Source organism: Nocardia farcinica (assembly GCF_001182745.1).
GTDB lineage: Bacteria > Actinomycetota > Actinomycetes > Mycobacteriales > Mycobacteriaceae > Nocardia > Nocardia farcinica.
Genome location: NZ_LN868939.1, coordinates 842,123 through 861,659, shown reverse-complemented (window position 1 = coordinate 861,659; position 19,537 = coordinate 842,123). Strand labels below are relative to the sequence as shown.

19 protein-coding genes are annotated in these 19,537 nt (G+C 70.0%); 10 read left to right on the top strand and 9 right to left on the bottom strand.

Going from position 1 to position 19,537, the window contains the following annotated elements; translation table 11 throughout:
- Positions 1–56 precede the first annotated feature (56 nt).
- Positions 57–848, bottom strand: a complete 792-nt coding sequence (locus AMO33_RS20995) for an LLM class F420-dependent oxidoreductase (protein WP_060593976.1) — start codon at positions 846–848, stop codon at positions 57–59.
- 76 nt (positions 849–924) lie between these two features.
- Complete coding sequence (locus AMO33_RS20990) at positions 925–2,586, bottom strand: catalase (protein WP_060593975.1); 1,662 nt, start codon at positions 2,584–2,586, stop codon at positions 925–927.
- Positions 2,587–2,773: 187 nt separating this feature from the next.
- On the opposite strand from AMO33_RS20990, the gene AMO33_RS20985 reads away from it, so the two are divergent.
- Positions 2,774–3,841: an ABC transporter ATP-binding protein gene (locus AMO33_RS20985; protein WP_060593974.1), complete on the top strand. Its 1,068-nt coding sequence runs from the start codon at positions 2,774–2,776 to the stop codon at positions 3,839–3,841.
- A 21-nt stretch (positions 3,842–3,862) separates the two neighbouring features.
- On the opposite strand, the gene AMO33_RS20980 is transcribed toward AMO33_RS20985, so the two are convergent.
- Complete coding sequence (locus AMO33_RS20980; protein WP_170916147.1) at positions 3,863–4,372, bottom strand: winged helix-turn-helix transcriptional regulator; 510 nt, start codon at positions 4,370–4,372, stop codon at positions 3,863–3,865.
- Between the two features lie 104 nt (positions 4,373–4,476).
- Here AMO33_RS20980 and AMO33_RS20975 point away from each other — a divergent pair, with 104 nt between their 5' ends.
- Complete coding sequence (locus tag AMO33_RS20975) at positions 4,477–5,646, top strand: thiolase family protein (RefSeq protein WP_060593973.1); 1,170 nt, start codon at positions 4,477–4,479, stop codon at positions 5,644–5,646.
- Positions 5,647–5,683: 37 nt separating this feature from the next.
- A complete protein-coding gene (locus AMO33_RS20970) occupies positions 5,684–6,655 on the top strand; it encodes an o-succinylbenzoate synthase (RefSeq protein ID WP_060593972.1) in 972 nt (323 codons plus the stop codon).
- A 28-nt stretch (positions 6,656–6,683) separates the two neighbouring features.
- Here AMO33_RS20970 and AMO33_RS20965 read toward each other — a convergent pair whose 3' ends face one another.
- Together AMO33_RS20965 and AMO33_RS20960 are read right to left on the bottom strand one after the other, a co-directional pair.
- The gene (locus tag AMO33_RS20965) at positions 6,684–7,190 is read right to left on the bottom strand and encodes a TIGR04338 family metallohydrolase (RefSeq protein WP_060593971.1); all 507 of its coding nucleotides are present in this window, start codon (positions 7,188–7,190) and stop codon (positions 6,684–6,686) included.
- Positions 7,187–8,032 (bottom strand): DUF2786 domain-containing protein, encoded by an 846-nt coding sequence (locus AMO33_RS20960; RefSeq protein WP_060593970.1) that lies wholly within the window; start codon positions 8,030–8,032, stop codon positions 7,187–7,189. Before AMO33_RS20960 ends, AMO33_RS20965 begins: the two co-directional genes overlap by 4 nt.
- Positions 8,033–8,217: 185 nt before the next feature.
- Here AMO33_RS20960 and AMO33_RS20955 point away from each other — a divergent pair, with 185 nt between their 5' ends.
- The 6 genes from AMO33_RS20955 (at position 8,218) to AMO33_RS20930 (ending at position 15,033) form a co-directional block, all read left to right on the top strand.
- Positions 8,218–9,486, top strand: a complete 1,269-nt coding sequence (locus tag AMO33_RS20955; protein ID WP_390502618.1) for an ABC transporter substrate-binding protein — start codon at positions 8,218–8,220, stop codon at positions 9,484–9,486.
- A 77-nt stretch (positions 9,487–9,563) separates the two neighbouring features.
- Entirely contained in the window at positions 9,564–10,547 is a 984-nt protein-coding gene (locus AMO33_RS20950) for a carbohydrate ABC transporter permease (RefSeq protein ID WP_050768189.1), read from the top strand.
- The gene (locus tag AMO33_RS20945) at positions 10,547–11,413 is read left to right on the top strand and encodes a carbohydrate ABC transporter permease (RefSeq protein ID WP_011212082.1); all 867 of its coding nucleotides are present in this window, start codon (positions 10,547–10,549) and stop codon (positions 11,411–11,413) included. Before AMO33_RS20950 ends, AMO33_RS20945 begins: the two co-directional genes overlap by 1 nt.
- A gap of 110 nt (positions 11,414–11,523) precedes the next feature.
- Positions 11,524–13,893: a transglycosylase domain-containing protein gene (locus AMO33_RS20940; protein ID WP_082668775.1), complete on the top strand. Its 2,370-nt coding sequence runs from the start codon at positions 11,524–11,526 to the stop codon at positions 13,891–13,893.
- A 246-nt stretch (positions 13,894–14,139) separates the two neighbouring features.
- Entirely contained in the window at positions 14,140–14,598 is a 459-nt protein-coding gene (locus AMO33_RS20935; protein WP_011212084.1) for a GyrI-like domain-containing protein, read from the top strand.
- A 9-nt stretch (positions 14,599–14,607) separates the two neighbouring features.
- The gene (locus AMO33_RS20930) at positions 14,608–15,033 is read left to right on the top strand and encodes a GyrI-like domain-containing protein (RefSeq protein WP_011212085.1); all 426 of its coding nucleotides are present in this window, start codon (positions 14,608–14,610) and stop codon (positions 15,031–15,033) included.
- Between the two features lie 241 nt (positions 15,034–15,274).
- Here AMO33_RS20930 and AMO33_RS20925 read toward each other — a convergent pair whose 3' ends face one another.
- From AMO33_RS20925 to AMO33_RS31670, 4 genes are all read right to left on the bottom strand, one after another.
- Positions 15,275–16,369: an inositol-3-phosphate synthase gene (locus tag AMO33_RS20925; RefSeq protein WP_011212086.1), complete on the bottom strand. Its 1,095-nt coding sequence runs from the start codon at positions 16,367–16,369 to the stop codon at positions 15,275–15,277.
- Positions 16,362–16,919: a PadR family transcriptional regulator gene (locus AMO33_RS20920; RefSeq protein WP_011212087.1), complete on the bottom strand. Its 558-nt coding sequence runs from the start codon at positions 16,917–16,919 to the stop codon at positions 16,362–16,364. Before AMO33_RS20920 ends, AMO33_RS20925 begins: the two co-directional genes overlap by 8 nt.
- A gap of 143 nt (positions 16,920–17,062) precedes the next feature.
- The gene (locus AMO33_RS20915; protein ID WP_060593969.1) at positions 17,063–17,866 is read right to left on the bottom strand and encodes a DUF1707 SHOCT-like domain-containing protein; all 804 of its coding nucleotides are present in this window, start codon (positions 17,864–17,866) and stop codon (positions 17,063–17,065) included.
- 3 nt (positions 17,867–17,869) lie between these two features.
- Positions 17,870–18,982: a DUF1707 SHOCT-like domain-containing protein gene (locus tag AMO33_RS31670; protein ID WP_240327272.1), complete on the bottom strand. Its 1,113-nt coding sequence runs from the start codon at positions 18,980–18,982 to the stop codon at positions 17,870–17,872.
- A 133-nt stretch (positions 18,983–19,115) separates the two neighbouring features.
- Between AMO33_RS31670 and AMO33_RS20905 the strand changes: the two genes are divergently transcribed.
- The gene (locus AMO33_RS20905; protein WP_041560503.1) at positions 19,116–19,517 is read left to right on the top strand and encodes a DUF5318 family protein; all 402 of its coding nucleotides are present in this window, start codon (positions 19,116–19,118) and stop codon (positions 19,515–19,517) included.
- The last annotated feature ends 20 nt before the right edge of the window (positions 19,518–19,537 follow it).

The window sequence follows — 19,537 nt, the reverse complement described above, 5'->3', positions numbered from 1 at the left end:
GGGCCGGGTCGGTCCACGGTCAGCCGGCTCGGTGGAGCCTCCGCCTCGATTGCGATTCAGGCCGCGCCGCTGACGTCCGGGGGATTCACCTCGTCGCGCCAGCGCAGGGCGGTGTCGACCTCGGACAGGTCGTAGTCCGGTCCGCTGGTGCCGATGGTGAACAGGCTGACGCCCGCGGCGAGGTAGGCGGGGGCCTGGTCGAGGCCGGGCCACTGGACCGAGCGTTCGATGCGGGCGGCGTCGGTGCCTGCTGCCGCGGCGTGGTCGGCGAGGATCTTGTTCTTGCGGGCGAGGGTGTCCAGATCGGAGAAGCTGTGCCAGATGTCGGCGTATTCGGCGACCAGGCGCAGGGTTTTGCGTTCGCCGCCGCCGATGAGGATCGGGATGTCGCGCAGGGGAGCGGGGTTCAGTGCCCGCAGGCGGGCGGTGATCCGCTCCATGTTCTGTTTCAGCAGGTTCAGCCGGGTCCCCGGGGTGCCGAATTCGTAGCCGTACTCGGTGTAGTCCTTCTGGAACCAGCCGCCGCCGATGCCGAGGATCAGCCTGCCGCCGCTGATGTGGTCGACGGTGCGGGCCATGTCGGCCAGCAGGTCGGGGTTGCGGTAGCCGCCGCCGGTGACGAGCGCGCCGATCTCGACCCGTTCGGTCTGCTCGGCGAACGCACCGAGCATGGTCCAGCATTCGAAGTGCGCGCCGTCGGGGTCGCCGGTGAGCGGGTAGAAGTGGTCCCAGTTGAAGACGATGTCCACGCCCGCGTCCTCGGCGCGCAGCACCGCGTCGCGGATGCGGCCGTAGTCGGGGGCGTGCTGGGGCTGGAGCTGAACTCCGATCCGAACCGGTCGGCTCATGGCTGTCCTCTCGTGGCGGGGTACCGGCAGACGACGGTGGGGCGGGCCCGCGCCCGCCCCACCGGAGATCACGCCATCACGCGGCGGCGTGCACTTCGCGTTCGTCGGGGACGCAGTGGGTCATCTGCAACCCCTCGACGTTGCGCGGGCCGTTCTTGCCCAGGTTGGCCGCGCGCTGCAATTCCTCGTCGGACAGCGTCTGGCTCTGCAGCGGGGGCAGTCCGCGCACGTCGTCGGCGCTGATGCCGAGCCCCTGGCCGACGCGTTCGCCCAGCTCGTCGTCGCACATGTAGAAGTGCCACACCATGCGCTCCTGCACCTCGCGGGTGGCCTGGCCGATGTTGGCGACCAGGTTGGTCACCAGGTCGTCCTTCTCCCACTGCTCCATGAGCTGGTAGCGCTGGCCGGCCTGCTCGTAGTCGTTGGTGCGCGGGATGCGCTTGCGGGTGAGCCTGCCCCTGATCTCCGGGCCCTGTTCGTCGTGGGTCGGATACTGGGCTTCCCGCAAACCACCGGTGATCGACGGTTCGTAGTTGACGTGCGGGTTCTCGCCGACATCGTCGATGCCGTAGGCCATCGGCCCGCCCTGCTGATTGGTGGCCACGTGCGCGTTCTTGGCCTGGTTCACCGGCAGCTGCAGATAGTTCGGGCCGACGCGGTAGCGCTGGGTGTCCGAATACGAGAACGTGCGGCCGACCAGCATCTTGTCGTCGGAGAAATCCAGTCCGTCGACCAGCACGCCGGTGCCGAAGGAGATCTGCTCGTTCTCCAGGAAGTGATTGCTCACGTTCCGGTTGAGCACCATCTTGCCGACCGGTTTCGGCGGGAACTCGTTTTCCGGCCAGACCTTGGTGTCGTCGAGCGGATCGAAATTCAGCTCCGGATGCTCGTCGTCGCTCATGATCTGCACCCGCAACTCCCATTCGGGATAGTCGCCGGCCTCGATGTGCTCGTACAGATCCTTGCTCGCGTGCCCGAGATCCTGGGCCTGGATGGCGGCGGCGTCGGCCTCGGTGAGGCTCTTCACGCCCGCCTTCGGGATCCAGTGGTACTTCACCAGGTGGGTGACGCCCTCGGCGTTGACCCACTTGTAGGTGTTCACGCCGAAGCCCTGCTGGGTGCGGTAGTTCGCCGGGATGCCGCGCGGGCTGAACAGGTTGACCAGCATGTGCATGGCCTCGGGCGTCTGCGACATGAAGTCGAAGATGCGCGCGGGCTCCTGCCGGAAGGTCACCGGGTCGGGCTTGAGCGCGTGGATGACATCGGGGAACTTGATCGCGTCCCGGATGAAGAACACGCCGAGATTGTTGCCGACCAGATCCCAGTTGCCGTCCTCGGTGTAGAACTTGATCGCGAAGCCGCGCGGGTCGCGGGCGGCCTCCGAGGAATCCCGACCGCCGATGACGGTGGAGAAACGGATCGCGAGGTCGGTGCGTTTGCCGGCTTCGGCGAAAATCTTTGCGCGGGTGTAATTCTCGATCGGCTCGTCACCCCACTTGCCGGTCGCCTCGAAATAACCGTAGGCGACGGCCCCGCGGGCGTGCACGACACGCTCGGGGATGCGTTCCCGATCGAAATGGCTGATCTTCTCCAAGAACTGGTAGTTCTCCAGAGTCGCGGGTCCACGGGCACCCACCGTGCGCTGGTTCTGGTTGTCGAAGACAGGATGTCCCTGCCTGTTGGTCAGGACGCGGCGGTCGTCTCCCTGGGCAGCGCCCTGCGACGCGACATCGGTCATCGAAATGCTCCTCTGCTCGCGAGTCCGGTCATCTCCGCCTACCCGCAGGCTACTCCCGCAAACACCGGGCGGCCGCTGATCGCACCGAGCAAATCGGCGGCCCGGGACCGCCGTGGTCTAGAGTCCTGCCGACACCCTGTACTCGGATCGTCCGGCACGTTCCTGCCGGTGAAGGGAAGTATCTGCCGTGGCCACGGTTACCTTCGAGCGCGCCACCCGGCTCTACCCGGGGGCGAGCAAGCCCGCCGTCGATCGCTTGGAACTGGAGATCGCCGACGGCGAGTTCCTGGTCCTGGTCGGCCCGTCCGGATGTGGCAAGTCCACCTCGCTGCGGATGCTGGCCGGACTGGAGGAGGTGAGCGACGGGCGCATCCTCATCGGTGCGAAGGACGTGACCCACGCCGAGCCCAAGGATCGCGACATCGCGATGGTGTTCCAGAACTACGCCCTCTACCCGCACATGACGGTGGCCGAGAACATGGGCTTCGCGCTGAAGCTGGCCAAGGTCGGTAAGGCGGAGAAGGAGCAGCGGGTGCGGGAGGCGGCCGCGCTGTTGGACCTCGAGCCCTACCTGGACCGCAAGCCCAAGGCGCTGTCCGGCGGGCAGCGGCAGCGGGTGGCGATGGGCCGGGCGATCGTGCGGCAGCCGCAGGTGTTCCTGATGGACGAGCCGCTGTCGAACCTCGACGCCAAGCTGCGGGTGCAGACGCGCACCCAGATCGCGCAGTTGCAGCGCAGGCTGGGCACCACCACGGTCTATGTCACCCACGATCAGGTGGAGGCCATGACGATGGGTGACCGGGTCGCGGTGCTGAAGGACGGCCGGTTGCAGCAGTGCGCCAGCCCGCGCGATCTCTACCGCGATCCGGCCAACGCCTTCGTGGCCGGATTCATGGGCTCACCTGCGATGAACATGTTCACGCTGCCGATCCAGGACGGCGCGGTGCTGCTCGGCGGATACCGGCTGCCGGTGCCGCGCTCGGTGGCCGACGCGGCGGGCGCCACGGCACAGGTCGGGATCCGGCCGGAGCACTTCGAGATCGGCGGCTCGGGGATCGAGATGGAGGTCGGGGTCGTCGAGGAGCTCGGCTCGGACGCCTACGTCTACGGGCGGACCATCGGCGACGCGGGCGAGACCATCGTGGCGCGCGCGGACTGGCGCAACCCGCCCGCCAAGGGCGAGCGGCTGTTCCTGTCGACCTCGCCCGAGCACGTCTATTTCTTCGGCGCCGACGACGGCCGCCGACTCAACTGAGCCGAGCCGGGACGTCCCGGCTCACTTCTTCCCGCGAGCGCGCAGGTACTCCTCGTTCACCCGGACGCCGAGTTCGTCGAGTTCGATCTCCCGGCCGCTCGCGCTGCGCACCTGCACGCGCACGGGGTCGCCGGTCGCCGCGTCGACCAGTCGCAGCGGCGGCGGCCCCGGTTGCAGGTAGGCATCGCCCCACTGCATCAGCGCCAGCACCGCGGGCAGCAGGTCACGGCCCATCGGGGTGAGCACGTACTCGTACCGGGTGCGCTTGCCCTCCTCGCGGTAGGGGTGCTTGGCGAGCAGCCCGGCCTCGGTGAGTTTGCGCAGTTGGGCCGCGGCCGCCGCCGGGGTGATGCCGACGCGCGCGGCGAAACCGTCGAAACGGCGGGTGCCGTAGTAGGCCTCGCGCAGGATCAGGATCGCCGATCGGGTGCCGACCAGGTCCATCGCCTTGGCGATCGAGCACTCGTCGGTCCGCCACGACGACAGATCGGCCAGCGGTCCTTCCATCACGGCTGCCATGACGCACATCATACCGACTTCTGACTTGAGTCGACTATATCCAGGCGTTAGCCTGACTATACGTCAGTAGAGTCAGGGCACCGGCGCCCCGGCTCGCGGTTCGGAAGGAACCTCCCATGAGAGACGCGGTCATCGTCGAAGCCGTTCGCACGCCGATCGGCAAGGGCAAGCCGAACGGAGCGCTGCACCAGGTGCACGCCGTCGACCTGCTCGCGCACAGCCTGCGCGAGGTGGTGCGACGCAGCGGGATCGACCCGGTGCTGATCGACGACGTCATCGGCGGCGTGGTCACCCAGGTCGGGGAGCAGGGCGCCAACATCACCCGGCGCGCCGCCCTGGCCGCCGGATATCCCGAATCCGTGCCCGCCACCACCGTCGACCGCCAGTGCGGCAGCAGCCAGCAGGCCATTCACTTCGCGGCGCAGGGGGTGCTCGCCGGCGCCTACGACGTGGTGGTCGCCGCGGGCGTGGAATCGATGGGCCGCATCCCGATGGGCGCCAACGTCGCGGGCTCGGCCGACCTCGGCGGCGTGGCATTCACCGAGCGGTACCCCGAGGGGCTGGTGCCGCAGGGCATCAGCGCCGAACTCATCGCCGCCAGATGGGGACTGACCCGCACCCAGCTCGACGAGTTCGCCCTGTCCAGCCACGACAAGGCCGCCCGCGCGACCAAGAACGGGCAGTTCGCGGCCGAGCTCGCGCCCCTCGCCGGGCTGGAGACCGACGAGGGCATCCGGGTGGGCAGCACGCTCGAGACCCTGGCCGGGCTGCGGCCCGCCTACTACGACCCCGCGATGGCCGAACGGTTCCCGCAGATCGGCTGGCAGATCACCGCCGCGTCGGCCAGCCAGGTCAGCGACGGCAGCGCGGCGGTGCTCATCATGACCGGCGAGCGCGCCGCGCAGCTCGGGCTGACACCACTGGCCCGGCTGCACAGCTTCGCCGTCGCCGGTGACGACCCGCTGTTGATGCTCACCGCCGTCATCCCGGCGACCCGGAAGGTGTTGCAACGGGCGGGCCTCCAGCTCGCCGACATCGACCTCGTCGAGATCAACGAGGCGTTCTCGCCGGTGGTGCTGGCCTGGGCCCAGGAGACCGGAGCCGACCTGGCCAAGGTCAACGTCAACGGTGGCGCCATCGCGCTCGGCCACCCGCTCGGCGCCTCCGGAGCCCGGCTGACCACCACGCTCGTGCACGCCATGCGCGAGCGCGGCGCCCGCTACGGCCTGCAGACGATGTGTGAGGCGGGCGGACTCGCCAACGCCATGATCCTCGAACGGCTCTGAACTCGGGCGCGGCGGAATCGCCCGTATCCTGGCGGCGATGAGCGACTTCGGTGAACCCATCGTCTACGCGATTCCGCTGCGCACCCGGTTCCGGGGCATCACGGTGCGCGAAGGGATGCTGGTGCCCGGCCCGCTGGGATGGGGCGAGTTCTGCCCCTTTCCCGAGTACGACGACCGGGAGGCGGCGGGCTGGCTGGCCACGGCGCTCGAGCAGGCCGGCACCGGCTGGCCCGAGCCGGTGCGCACCCGGGTGCCGGTCAACTGCACCGTGCCCGCGGTGGACGCCGCCCGCGCGCACCGGATCGTCACCGAATCCGGCTGCCGCACAGCCAAGGTGAAGGTGGCCGACCACCCCGGGTCGTTGCGGGAGGACCTGGAGCGGGTGGCGGCGGTGCGGGACGCGCTCGGCGTCGACGGCGCGGTGCGGGTGGACGCCAATGCCGCGTGGGACGTCGACACCGCCGTCGCCCACATCGCCGAACTGGATCGCGCGGCGGGCGGTCTGCAATACGTCGAACAGCCCTGCCGCACCATCGAGGAGCTGGCGGCGGTGCGCGCGCAGGTCGAGGCGCCCATCGCGGCCGACGAGTCCATCCGGCGCGCAGAGGACCCGCTACGCGTCGCGGTGGCCGGGGCCGCCGACGTCGCGGTGATCAAGTGCACGCCGCTGGGCGGCGTGCGGCGGGCGCTGGCGGTGGCCGAGGCCGCCGGGCTGCCGTGCGTGGTGTCCTCGGCGCTGGAGACGAGCATCGGGCTCGGTGCGCAGCTGGCGCTGGCCGGTGCGCTGCCCGAACTCGACCACGCGTGCGGGCTCGGCACGACATCGCTGTTCGAAGGCGACCTGGTCGCCGCACCGCTGCGCCCGGTCGACGGGTACCTGCCGGTGCCCCGTGCCCCGCTCGGCCCGGACCCGGAGCTGGTCGAGCGGTACCGGCACCCGGACCGGGAGCGGGTGGCCTGGTGGCACAACCGCTTCCACCGGGTCCGCGCACTGCTCGAGTCGCGCTGATCGGCAGGGGCGGCGCGGGCGCCACCCGTCAGCCGATCCGCACCCCGCACCCCAGCATCGCGGACCGCAGCACCAGCGCCGCTTCCGGCCCGATGACGCCGTCCACCAGATCCACATAGCGCGAGCAGAACTCGGGACCGTGCGGGGCGGCCGGGCCGGGCGCGAGATGGTGCGCGAGTTCGTGCAGCACCACCAGCTCCCGCAACGCCCACGCCGACCCGCCCGCGTGCAGCGGCACGGCCAGCACCGCGCCGTCGGCTTCGTAGTGGGCGGCCCGGGTCCCGGCGCGCGCCCGCACCCGCACCGGCTCGGCGGCCCGATCCCATTGCGCGCGTACCCAGTTCAAGGCGAGCACCCGGTCGACGTAGTCCTGCACCGACGCCACCGAGGCGAACCGCCGTTCCACCGGCAACGTCAGCTGCGAACCGTGGAACTCGACGGTGCGATGGCCGAATTCGTCGGCCCGGTCGAACATTCCGCGCACCAGCTGCTCGGCGTCGTAGACCCGGGCGCGTTGGGTGTCCCTGGCGGTCATGCCCCCTCGCCGGGGCCCAACTGTCCGCGGACACCGCCCAGTTCCGGCGCCGGACCCAGCCGCGCCGCCCGGCCCGCCCGGTCCCCGGCGCGCCGCGCGGCCGCCGAACGACCCGCCGAGGCCTGCGGCCCCCTCCACGTGCCGCGGGCCTCGGAGGTGCGGGTGTAGAAGTCGACCAGCTCCACCTCCTTGTTCCGCAACGCCAGCGCGGTCCCGGTGGCCGCCACCGGTTCGGCCACCGCCTCGGCCTCCACCTCCGACTTCACCTCGGCCAGCCGCCGCCCGATCCGCTCGGCGAAGGCCATCTGGAAGTTCAGCCGCGCCGTCACCGGCGCGGCGGGCGCCTGCACCCGACGGCGCACGGTACGGCCCCAGCGCTGCTCGGTGACCACCTTCTCCACCGTCGCCTCGCGGTAGGCACCGGATTTGATGTAGTGGTCGCTGGCCCGCACCATCTGCACCAGCAGGCTGGTGTAGAGCGCCTCACAGGTGTCGATGTCGGTGTCGAAGCCGTAGGCATAGACCTGGGTGGAGGTGCGGGCGACATCGCAGCGCACGTCGTTGGCGTGCGCGATCGCGACGAACAGCTGCACGTAGGTGCGCAGCCCCTTGCGGCCCGGCTCGCCGATCGGGATCACCCGCTGGACCGGCGTCGGTCGCCGCTCGCGCCCGGCGACGTGCGCGCGAGCCACCGCCAGGTCGATGGAGGAGCGGGTGGCCAGGCGCTGGGCGGCGGCCAGGAACGCCTCGGCCTCGTGCTCGTTGTCGGTGGCCTCGGCCTTGCGCAGCAGCCCGCCGATGCGGGTGAGCATCCGATCGGGAACCGGGTTCGGCGAAGACATCACCCGCCAGCCTAACCGGGGCCGGCCGCGGTGCCCGGCCCGGGAATAAGGCGACATGATCGGACGCCGACCGTGGACACCATGTATATTGCGTGATGCACCGGCCCACGGTGTGCTGCCGCTCACGTCGTAAACCTTGGAGAGTGTCCGCGATGGCTGTGAAAAAGGCGTCGTCCCTACGTTCCATGCTCGTGCCGCGGGCCGCGCTGGCGGTCGCCTCGGCCGCGCTGCTGACGGCCACCTTCGCCTCCGCCTGCTCCAGCGACAACGGCGGGAACCCCACCTCCGAGAACCTCGAGGGCCGTGGCCCGATCACCTACGTCGAGGGCAAGGACACCACCGAGACCGGTGTGGTCAAGCAGCTCATCGAGCGCTGGAACGCCTCGCACCCCGACGAGCAGGTGACCTTCAAGGAGCAGTCCAACGACGCCTCCCAGCAGTACGACGACCTGGTGGAGCACATGCGCTCCAAGCAGTCCGACTACGACGTGGTCGCCCTCGACGTGCCGTGGACCGCGGAGTTCGCCGCCAAGGGCTGGATCCAGCCGCTGAAGGACTCCTTCGCGATCGACACCTCCACGCTGCTGTCCCCGACGGTCGCCAGCGCCACCTACAACAACACCCTCTACGCCGCGCCCCGCAACACCAACGGCGGCCTGCTGTTCTACCGCAAGGACCTGGTCCCCGAGCCGCCGAAGACCTGGAACGAGATGCTGGGCCAGTGCCGGATCGCCCGGGAGAACAACATCGGCTGCTACGCCGGGCAGTTCGCGCCGTACGAGGGCCTGACGGTGAACACCTCCGAGGTGATCAACGCCTTCGGCGGCAGCTTCGTCGGCTCCGACGGCAAGACCCCGACCGTCGACAGCCCGCAGGCCCGCGCCGGGCTCAACACCCTGGTCACCGCGTACAAGAACGGCGACATCCCGCAGGAAGCAGTCACCTTCAAGGAACCGGAATCGGCGAACGCCTTCACCCAGGGCAGGCTGCTGTTCCTGCGCGCCTGGCCCTCCACCTTCGGTGACGCCGGTGCCGAATCGTCGCTGGTGAAGGACAAGTTCGCGGTCGCGCCGCTGCCGGGCGAGAACGGCGTCGGCGCCTCCACCCTGGGCGGCTACAACGCCGCCATCAGCGCCTTCTCCAAGCACAAGGCCACCGCGCTGGACTTCCTGCGCTTCCTGATCAGCGAGGACGCCCAGCACATCATCGCCTCCGGCGCGCTGCCCTCGGTGCGCGCCTCGATGTACGACGACCCGGCCCTGATCGCCAAGATGCCGTACCTGCCCGCGCTCAAGGAGTCCATCGCCAGCGCGGTGCCGCGCCCGGTGACCCCGTTCTACCCGGCGGTGTCGAAGGCCATCCAGGACAACGCTTATGCTGCCCTGACCGGAGCCAAGTCCGTCGACGACGCGATCATCGGCATGCAGAAGGGCATCGAGACCGCCGGTTCGTAAGCGGTGTCGCGCAACGGACCCGACCAGCCCGTAGGAGAGAGATAACGGTGTCGGATCCCTCGACAGTGGCCACCCGCGTGCCGAAAGACGAAGCGCCCGCCGCCCGCACCGGCCTGTTCGCCGAGTTGCGGGCGTCCGGCCGGGCGTGGCTGCTGGTCACTCCCGTGCTGGTGGCCCTGGCCGTCGTCATCGGCTACCCGGTCGGCCGCGCGCTCTACATGTCCTTCCAGAAGGACTCCGGGCTCGACCCGAGCACCGGCATGTTCGTCGAGGGCGGCAGCGCCGGATTCGACAACTACCTGCACTGGGTGTTGCAGCAGTGCACGCTGCCCACCGGGGAGACCATCGCCTGCCCCACCGGCAACCTGGGCTCGCAGTTCTGGACGGCTGTCGGGATCACGCTGTTCTTCACCGTCATCACCGTCACGTTGGAAGCCACCATCGGCCTCGGCATGGCGATGGTGATGGGCAAGACCTTCGCCGGTCGTTCGCTGCTGCGCGCGGCGGTGCTCATCCCGTGGGCGATCCCCACCGCGGTCACGGCGCGGTTGTGGGAGTTCATGTTCCAGTACGACGGCGTGGTGAACCGGGTGCTCGGCACCCACATCCTGTGGACCTCCGACCCGTGGGCGGCACGGTTCGCCGTGATCGTGGCCGACGTGTGGAAGACCACCCCGTTCATGGCGCTGCTGATCCTGGCGGGTCTGCAGGTCATCCCGAACGACGTGTACGAGGCGGCCAAGGTCGACGGTGCCTCGGCCTGGCAGCGGTTCACCCAGATCACCCTGCCGCTGCTCAAGCCCGCCCTGATGGTGGCGATCCTGTTCCGCACGATGGACGCGCTGCGCATGTTCGACCTGCCCGCGATCATGACGCTGGGCAACCCGTCCACCCGCACGATCTCGATCCTGGTGGTCGAGCAGGTCCGCCAGGGCCCCAACAGCGCGGCGGCGTTGTCGACCCTGACCTTCCTGCTGATCTTCGCGATCGCCTTCGTCCTGGTGAAGTTCCTGGGCGCCAACGCGGTCCGCACCCAGGAAGCACAGCGAGAGGCGCACTGATGGCGACTGCGACGACGAAACGACCGGTGCCCTGGACCAAACGGCTCGCGGGGGCGCGCATCTATCTCGGTGCGCTGATCATCCTGGTGTGGGGTCTCGGCCCGTTCTACTGGATGGCGGTCACCGCGTTCCGCGATCCGGACTACACCTTCGACAACACGCCGTGGCCCACCCACGTGACGTTGGAGAACTTCCGCAACGCCTTCGACACCACCCGGGGCAACAACTTCGGGCGGGCACTGCTCAACAGCGTGCTCATCGGGTCGATCACCACGGTGATCGCGCTGGTGATCGGCGTGTTCGCCGCCTACGCGCTGGCGCGGCTGGCCTTCCGCGGCAAGTACGTGGTGGCCGGGCTGATCCTGAGCGCCTCGATGTTCCCGGTCGTCGTGCTGGTCACCCCGCTGTTCCAGCTGTTCACCAGCCTCGGCTGGATCGGGCAGTACCAGGCGATGATCATCCCGAACATCTCGTTCGTGCTGCCGATGACCGTCTACATCCTGGCCTCGTTCTTCGCCGAACTGCCGTGGGAGCTCGAGGAGGCCGCCCGCATCGACGGCGCCACCAAGGCGCAGGCGTTCCGGCTGGTGATGCTGCCGCTGGCCGCGCCCGCGGTGTTCACCACGGCGATCCTGGCCTTCATCGCGGCGGTCAACGAGTACCTGCTCGCCCGGCTGCTGTCCGGTGGCCGGACCGAGCCGGTGACGGTCGCGATCGCCCGGTTCTCCGGCAACAACCCACTGGTCCAGCCCTATGCCGCGATCATGGCGGCGGGCCTGATCGTCACCATTCCGCTGGTGATCATGGTCCTGCTGTTCCAGCGCCGCATCATCTCCGGCCTCACCGCGGGCGGCGTCAAGAGCTGACCCGCGCGGTTGCCGGAACGTTGCCGCCCGGCGGCACCGACACACCGACCCTGTAAAGTCGAGGTTCAGGCTCGGTCGTTGTTCGTGTGGTACCGACGCTCCGGAAGGAGATGATCGTGGGCGCGTTCGGCAGGCGGTGGGGGCGACGCGGCGCCGGGGGCGATCCGGGATCGGCGCCGTACGCGTCCATCGCGGGGTGGAAGGACCCCGCGACCGGCACCGCCGAGGACTCCACCGATCGGGACGACGCTGCCGATCCGGACAACGCTGCCGAGGACACCGCGGCCGACCGCGATCGGGGAGCGGCACCGCGGCGGCGCCGGACCAGGGGCGAGCGGTTGCGGCGGCTGGCACTGGCGCTGTTCGTGATCTTCGTCGCGGTGCCCGGCCTGCTGCTGGCGCTGGTGTATTGGAGCGCCGAGATCCCCGATCCGGCCGCGGTGCAGACCAATCAGATCGCCACCATCACCGCCTCCGACGGCACGACCGTACTGGCGAAGGTGGTGCCGCCGGAGGGCAACCGCACGCCGGTGCCGCTGTCGGAGGTTCCCCAGCACGTGCGCGACGCCGTGCTCTCGGCCGAGGACCGCAACTTCTACACCAATCCCGGCTACTCGACCTCCGGGTTCCTGCGTGCCGCGCGCGACAACCTGCTCGGCAAGGAGGACGCGGGCGGCGGTTCGACCATCACCCAGCAGTATGTGAAGAACGCCTTCCTCGGTTCCGAACGTACGATCAGCCGCAAGATGCGCGAGCTGGTGATCGCGGCGAAGATGGCGCGGCAGTGGACCAAGGACGAGATCCTGGCCGCCTACCTCAACACCATCTACTACGGGCGCGGCGCCTACGGCATCGACGCCGCCGCCCAGGCCTACTTCGCCAAGCCGCCCGCGCAGCTGACCCTGGCCGAGGGCGCGGTGCTGGCCTCGGTGATCCGGACACCGTCGATCCTGGACCCCGAGACCCACCTCGACGACCTGAAGGCGCGGTGGCGCTACGTCCTCGACGGCATGGTGGAGATGGGCGTGCTCGCCCCCGGCGACCGCGACGCCACCGCGTTCCCCGACATCGTGCCCATCACCGAACTCCCCGACGCCAGCGCGGCCCGGGGCCCCGAGGGGTTGATCCGCACCCAGGTGCTGCGCGAACTGCGCGACTCCGGGATCAGCGAACGCGAACTGAACACCGGCGCGCTGCAGATCACCACCACCATCGACGTGCGCGCCCAGCAGGCCGCGATGACCGCGGTGCGGGACCGGCTCGCCGGCCAGCCGCCCGAACTGCGCGCCGCCGTCGTCTCGGTCGACCCGCGCTCGGGGGCGGTGCGCGCCTACTACGGCGGCGAGGACGGCACCGGCTACGACTTCGCGCAGGCGCCGTTGCAGACCGGTTCGGCGTTCAAGGTGTTCGCCGTGATCGCCGCCCAGCAGCAGAGCATCCCGCTGACCCGTGCGATCGACAGTTCCCCGATCACCGACCACGGCACCACCATCACCAACGTGCAGAACGAGACGTGCGGGCGGTGCTCCATCGCCGAGGCGCTCAAGCGCTCCCTCAACACCAGCTTCTACCGGCTCACCATGTCGATGCTGGACGGCCCGCAGGCCATCGCCGACGCCGCGCACCAGGCGGGCATCCCCGAGCACATCCCGGGCGTGGCGGGCAAGACCCTGACCGAGGACGGCGGCCCGCCCTACAACGGCATCGTGCTCGGTCAGTACCTGGTGCGTCCGATCGACATGGCCTCGGCCTACGCCACCATCGCCGCCTCCGGCTGGTACCACCGGCCGTATTTCGTGCAGCGGGTGGTGACCGGCGACGGCCGGGTGCTGCTGGACCGCGGCGTGCCGGAGCGGCCGGTGGGCGAGCAACTACCGGCGCCCGAACAGCGCATTCCGGCGCCGATCGCGGAGAAGACCATTCAGGCGATGATGCCGATCGCGGCCTACTCCAACGGGCACGCGCTGGCGGGCGGACGCCCGTCGGCGGCCAAGACCGGCACCACGCAGCTCGGCGAGACCGACCTGAACAAGGACGCGTGGATGGTCGGCTTCACGCCGTCGCTGTCCACCGCGGTGTGGATCGGCACCGAGCACTCCCAGCCGATCCGTACCGCGGGCGGTGCCAGCATCTACGGGTCGGGGCTGCCGTCGGACATCTGGAAGCAGATGATGGACGACGCGCACGAGGGCGCGCCGGTCGAGCAGTTCCCGGTACCCGACACCGCCGCCGAGGGACCGCCCTCGCAGGTGGGCCGGCAGGGACCGCCGTCGGGTAATCCGTACGACATCCTCAACCCGCCGCAGGCCACCCGTCCGCAGGCGCCCGCCGTGGTGATCCCCCCGGCGCCGAACACCCCCGCGCCGGAACCCGAGCCGCAGATCGTGATCCCGCCCGCGCCCGCGCCGGCTCCCGCGCCGCCGCCTCCGCCCAGGCAGATCGAGATCTTCCCCGGCCTGACCGTGCCGGTGCCGGGCTGAGCCGATGCCGAACGCCGCCATCTTGCATCGATCTTGTTATCTAGCGCCCCGCGAGGGAACGTGCGACGTGGCAGCATCGTTTGCCAGAGTGAGGCGGCGTACGGCGGCGAACATCGAGCCAGGGTCGGCGCCCGTTGTGCGGGCGGATGCGCGAGGATATGCGCATCGAGCGACGAGGGCAGCGGTACGCGGGCGGGCAGCGCGCGCCGCCGACGCAGGAACAGACGAGACTTAGGGGCTACGCCGGTGGATTTCAATGTCGTTGACCGTCCCGAGACGCTGGTGGCGGGCACAGTACTTCGCAGCCCGGCGCTCGCGGTCGAGGGGCCGCGGCGAGCGAAGGTGGAGGAGGCGTGGAAGCGGAATCTGTCGCGCCGGCTGCCCGGCCCACCGACCACCGCGTATGTCGACCACGCCCCGGAGATCAATTCCTATCTGACCCACATCGTCGGCTATCGCTGTCGCAGCCTCGACGACCTGCTGCCCGGCGATGTGCTGGCCAGGGTGCCGGGCGGGCGCTTCGCCCGCTTCATCGCCAGCGGTGACAATCTCGGCGATACCATCGTGAGCATCTGGCGGGCGGTGTGGGACGCCGAGGCGGCCGGACGTTTCGTCCGCTCCTACACCGGGGACTGGGAGCACTATCCCGACGCCCATACCGCGGAAGTCTTCGTGGCGCTGGCCGACGAACCGAGCGACGGGTAGGAACGCACTGTGGATTTCGAGATCGTCACCCTGGACGAGAGCCTGGTGGCCGGGCTGACCGTCCCGCTGGCGGGTCGCGAGGTGACCGCCCGCGACCTCGATCTGGTGAATTTCACCTGGGACCGCTACCTGGCCAGGGAGAAGAACGTGCCCCGCGTGGCGGCCTACATCGGCCAGAACGACCACGCCGTCGCCGTGCTCGGCTACGAGGTCGCCGGTCTGGCCGACATGGACCAGGGCGACGTCCTCACCCGCATCCCCCAGGGCCGCTACGCCAAGTTCGTCGTCTCCGACAAGCCCTACGACCTACTACGCACCGCATGGGCCCAGGTGGCCAAGGCCGAAGCCAGCGGCGTCATCACCCGTTCCCACACCGCCGAGATCGAGCGCTACACCGGCCCCACCTCGGTAGAGGTCTACGTCTCCTTGGACTGATACGTCGACAGGGACTGAACAGAGACAGACGAAAGGCCGGTCGGACACACCCCGACCGGCCTTTTCGTCACAATGCCCAACCACACTCCGGACTCGAACACCTCAGGGTTCGAGCGAAGCGAGACCGAGCCTCGGAGATTCGCGGCCGGCTCGCGGGTCCGCTGCCGCTGCGCACGTCGAAGGCAAGCAGCGGTAGCGGACCCGCGAGCCACACCGGGCCGCGAACCCGCCGCGCCAGCGGCTATCCAACGATGAAAGCCTCGAGCTGTTCGCGGGCGACGTCGTCGGCGAGCTGCTGCGGCGGCGACTTCATCAGGTAGGCCGAGGCCGGGATGACCGGGCCGCCGATGCCGCGGTCCTTGGCGATCTTGGCCGCGCGCACCGCGTCGATGATGATGCCCGCCGAGTTCGGCGAGTCCCACACCTCGAGCTTGTACTCCAGGTTCAGCGGCACGTCGCCGAAGGCGCGGCCTTCCAGGCGCACGTAGGCCCACTTGCGGTCGTCGAGCCAGCCGACGTGGTCGGAGGGGCCGATGTGCACGTCGTTGGCGCCCAGCTCCTTCTTCAGGTTGCTGGTGACGGCCTGGGTCTTGGAGATCTTCTTCGACTCCAGCCGCTCGCGCTCGAGCATGTTCTTGAAGTCCATGTTGCCGCCGACGTTGAGCTGCATGGTGCGGTCGAGCTGCACGCCGCGGTCTTCGAAGAGCTTGGCCATGACGCGGTGGGTGATGGTGGCGCCGACCTGGCTCTTGATGTCGTCGCCGACGATCGGCACGCCCGCGTCGGTGAACTTCTTGGCCCACACCGGGTCGGAGGCGATGAACACCGGCAGCGCGTTGACGAACGCGACGCCCGCGTCGATGGCGCACTGGGCGTAGAACTTGTCGGCTTCCTCCGAGCCCACCGGCAGGTAGGAGACGAGGACGTCGACCTTCGCGTCCACGAGCGCCTGCACGACGTCGACCGGCTCGGCCTCGGAGACCTCGATGGTCTGCGCGTAGTACTTGCCGATGCCGTCGAGCGTCGGGCCGCGCTGCACGACCACGTCGGTCGGTGGCACGTCGGAGATCTTGATGGTGTTGTTCTCGCTGGCGAAGATCGCCTCGGCCAGGTCGAAGCCGACCTTCTTGGCGTCCACGTCGAACGCGGCGACGAACTTGACGTCGCGGACGTGGTAGGGGCCGAACTTGACGTGCATCAGGCCGGGCACGGTCGCGCTCTCGTCCGCGTCCTTGTAGTACTGCACGCCCTGGACCAAGGAGGAGGCGCAGTTGCCCACGCCCACAATGGCCACGCGCACTTCGGTGGCGTTCTCAGCCGTGTTGATGTCACTCATGGCCGATATTTCCCTCTTTCTGTGGTGCCGCCTTCGTCGATTGCTCCGCCGCAATCAACTCGTTGAGCCAGCGCACTTCGCGCTCGCTGGATTCGAGTCCGAGTTGATGGAGTTGCCGGGTGTAGCGATCCAGTGACCCGCTGGCCTTCTTGATCGCTTCCCGGAGCCCCTCTCGGCGCTCCTCGACTTGGCGCCGCCTGCCTTCCAGGATCCGCATCCGCGCTTCCGCGGGGGTGCGGCTGAAGAAAGCGAGATGAACGCCGAAGCCGTCGTCGGTGTAGTTCTGCGGGCCGGTGTCGGCGAGCAGTTCGTTGAACCGCTCCCGGCCCTTGTCGGTCAGTTGGTAGACCCGGCGGGCCCGGCGCGTGGCCGCGCCCTCCGGTACCTCCTCCGCGATCAGTCCGTCCGCCTGCATGCGGCGCAGCGTGGGATAGAGCGACCCGTAGGAGAAGGCCCGAAACGCCCCGAGCAGGCCCGTCAGCCGCTTGCGCAGCTCGTAACCGTGCATGGGCGATTCGAGGAGCAGCCCGAGAATCGCCAATTCGAGCACGGGCTTCACCCCCTGACTGTCATGCAGACCTAACCGATGGATGCGACTGCCCACTATATCGGAGCGATATAACCAGGCACAGGGTCAGGCCCACTGGGGACGGATAACCACAGGTGGCGGCGCGCAAACGTGCCGGGGCCGGCTCAGCGACCGGCGGGGAACACCGCCACGGGTGCGCCGTCGGCGGCGACGGTCAGGTCGCCGCGGCCGCCGCGCTCGTCGGCGACGAAGATCTGCACCTCGAGGCCGCCCGCGATGCCCGCGTGGTCGCTGGGCTCGATGCCCAGGTGCGTGACGGCGCCCTCGGGCACCCCGACGGTCCGCGTGCTGCCCGCCAGCACGGCCGCGATCGCGGGCAGGTCGAGTGCGGCCAGATCGATGGTCGGGTCGTCCGGATCGCGGGAGGTGGTAACCGAGTGGTCGAACTCGCCGTCGTAGTCCCAGCGGTCCTCCTGCGCGGGGTTGTCGGCGGCGCGCCGGACGATGCTCACATGCTCGGGGTGCAGGGTGACCTCGTCGACCGAGGTGTCGCCGAAGTGGGCACGGTAGTCGGCGATGAACCGCGCCAGGCCGTTCGGTGTGGTGAAGGCAGGCCGGCCGGCCTCCGCCGCGGTCTCGGCACCGCCACCCGCGCATCCGACGGCCAGCCCGACCACCGCGCCGAGCGCCGCGGCCCCGGCGACGATCGCGAGCGGCATGCGCAGCCGATGCGGGCGGCGCAGGTCCGCGCGCACGACGGGGGTGTCGACCAGGGCTTCGGGCAGCTGCAGGTCGGCGATCAGGGTTTCGAGGTCGGCGAAGGTGACCGCGCGCATGGCCGCGGACGTGCGGGTGGCGTGTTCGGCGGCGGTGAGCTGGCCGTCGGCCAGCGCGGCGTCGAGCATCCCGCACACGTCCGCGCGGTCGGAGTCGGCGGCGCGCAGTGCGCCGGACGGGGCGGAGCTCATCGCCTACCTCCCGAATTCCCAGGTACGGGCGATCCTGCCGTCGGCCGCCGCGAGGAGATGGCCGCTCTCGCGTGCCTCGTTGCGCGCGTAGACGCTCACCGCCACGGCGCCGCGCGGCAGGCCGTAGGCGGCGTAGAAGTCGTTGTCCATGATCTCCACGCCGATGTGGCTGGTCGTGCCGTCGGGCACGCGCAGGGTGGCGGGCGCCTCGGCGATCAGTGCCGCCAGTGCCGTCAGGTCGAGCGCGGTGAGGTCGACGGTCGGGGTGTCGGGTTCGCGGGTGACGGGGGCACCGTCCGGCGCGAAGCCCCAGCGGTAGGAGTAGCCGACCTTTCGGTTGGGTTGGCCCGGCACCGCCTTGGTCAGCGAGGCCAACTCGGGGTGAACGGACAGTTCGTCGACGGTCGGGTCACCGAACCGGGTGCGCAGGTCCGCCACGAGCTGGCGCAGGCCGGTCTCGGTGAGCAGGTTCGGGGTGCCGATCACCACCGGTGCGACGCCGTCGAGGTCGGCGACCGGAGCCACCGGGGCGGCGACCGGCGCGGGCGGTTCGGGCCGCACCGCCCGCGCGGTCAGGGTGGCCGTCGCCACCGCGGCCACCACAGCGGCGGCCGCCACGCCCAGCTGGAACCAGTGCCGCCGGCGCGAGCGCGGCGGCCGGGGCTCGGCGCTCGGCGCCAGGCGCAGGTCGTCGACCAGGACGGCCAGGTCGCCGAGGGTGCGGGCCTCGTCGGCCAGGTCGCGGCGGGCTTGATGCTCGTCCTCGGTCAGCTGGCCTTCGGCGCGGGCGTGGTCGAGTTGGGCGTGGACACGGCGGCGGTCGTCGGCACGGGCACGGGTGTGACCGGGATAACCGGACGGGGAAGCACTGCGCCGCAAAGGCTTTCGCGGGGCGGCGGCGGAGGACGGTACCAGGTCGCGGACCGTGGCGGGCACCTGCAGATCGGCGAGCAACCCGGCCAGGTCACCGACGGTTTTCGCGGCGGCCGCTCGCGCGGTGCGGTCGTGGTACTCGGCGGCGCCGAGCTGGCCTTCGGCGTACGCGGCGTCCAGCACGCTGGAGGCGTTCGCGCGATCGATGTCACGCGCCCGCGTGCGCCCCGATGTTGTGGACACACGCTGCATCGTAGAGCGCGAGCTGGGCGAACGCGCCCGATCGCGGGCCCGGCGAGACTGGGGCAATCCCCACAGCCCGGCGCGGTCGGCGCCGCGCCCCGCTACTCTGGGTGGCGTGCGAATTCAGCGGCAGGTGGTCGACTACGCGCTCCGGCGCCGGTCGCTGCTGGCCGACGTCTATGCGGGCCGCGTGGACGTCGCCGAGGTGTGTGATGCCAATCCATACCTGCTGCGTGCGGCGAAGTTCCACGGGCGGGGGAGCGAGGTCACGTGTCCGATCTGCCGGAAAGAGCAGTTGACGCTCGTGTCCTGGGTCTACGGCGACGGCCTCGGACCCGTGGCAGGCTCGGCTCGCACACCCGAGGAGCTCATGCGCCTCGCCGAGACCCGCGAGGAGTTCTCGGTCCACGTCGTCGAGGTGTGCCGCACCTGCAGCTGGAATCATCTGGTGCAGTCCTATGTGCTCGGCAACGCCCCGGCGCCGACCCGGCGCCGCTCCGGTACCCGGGCCAACCGGCGTACCGCCGCCGAGTGATGTGCTTGGTCATCTGCCGA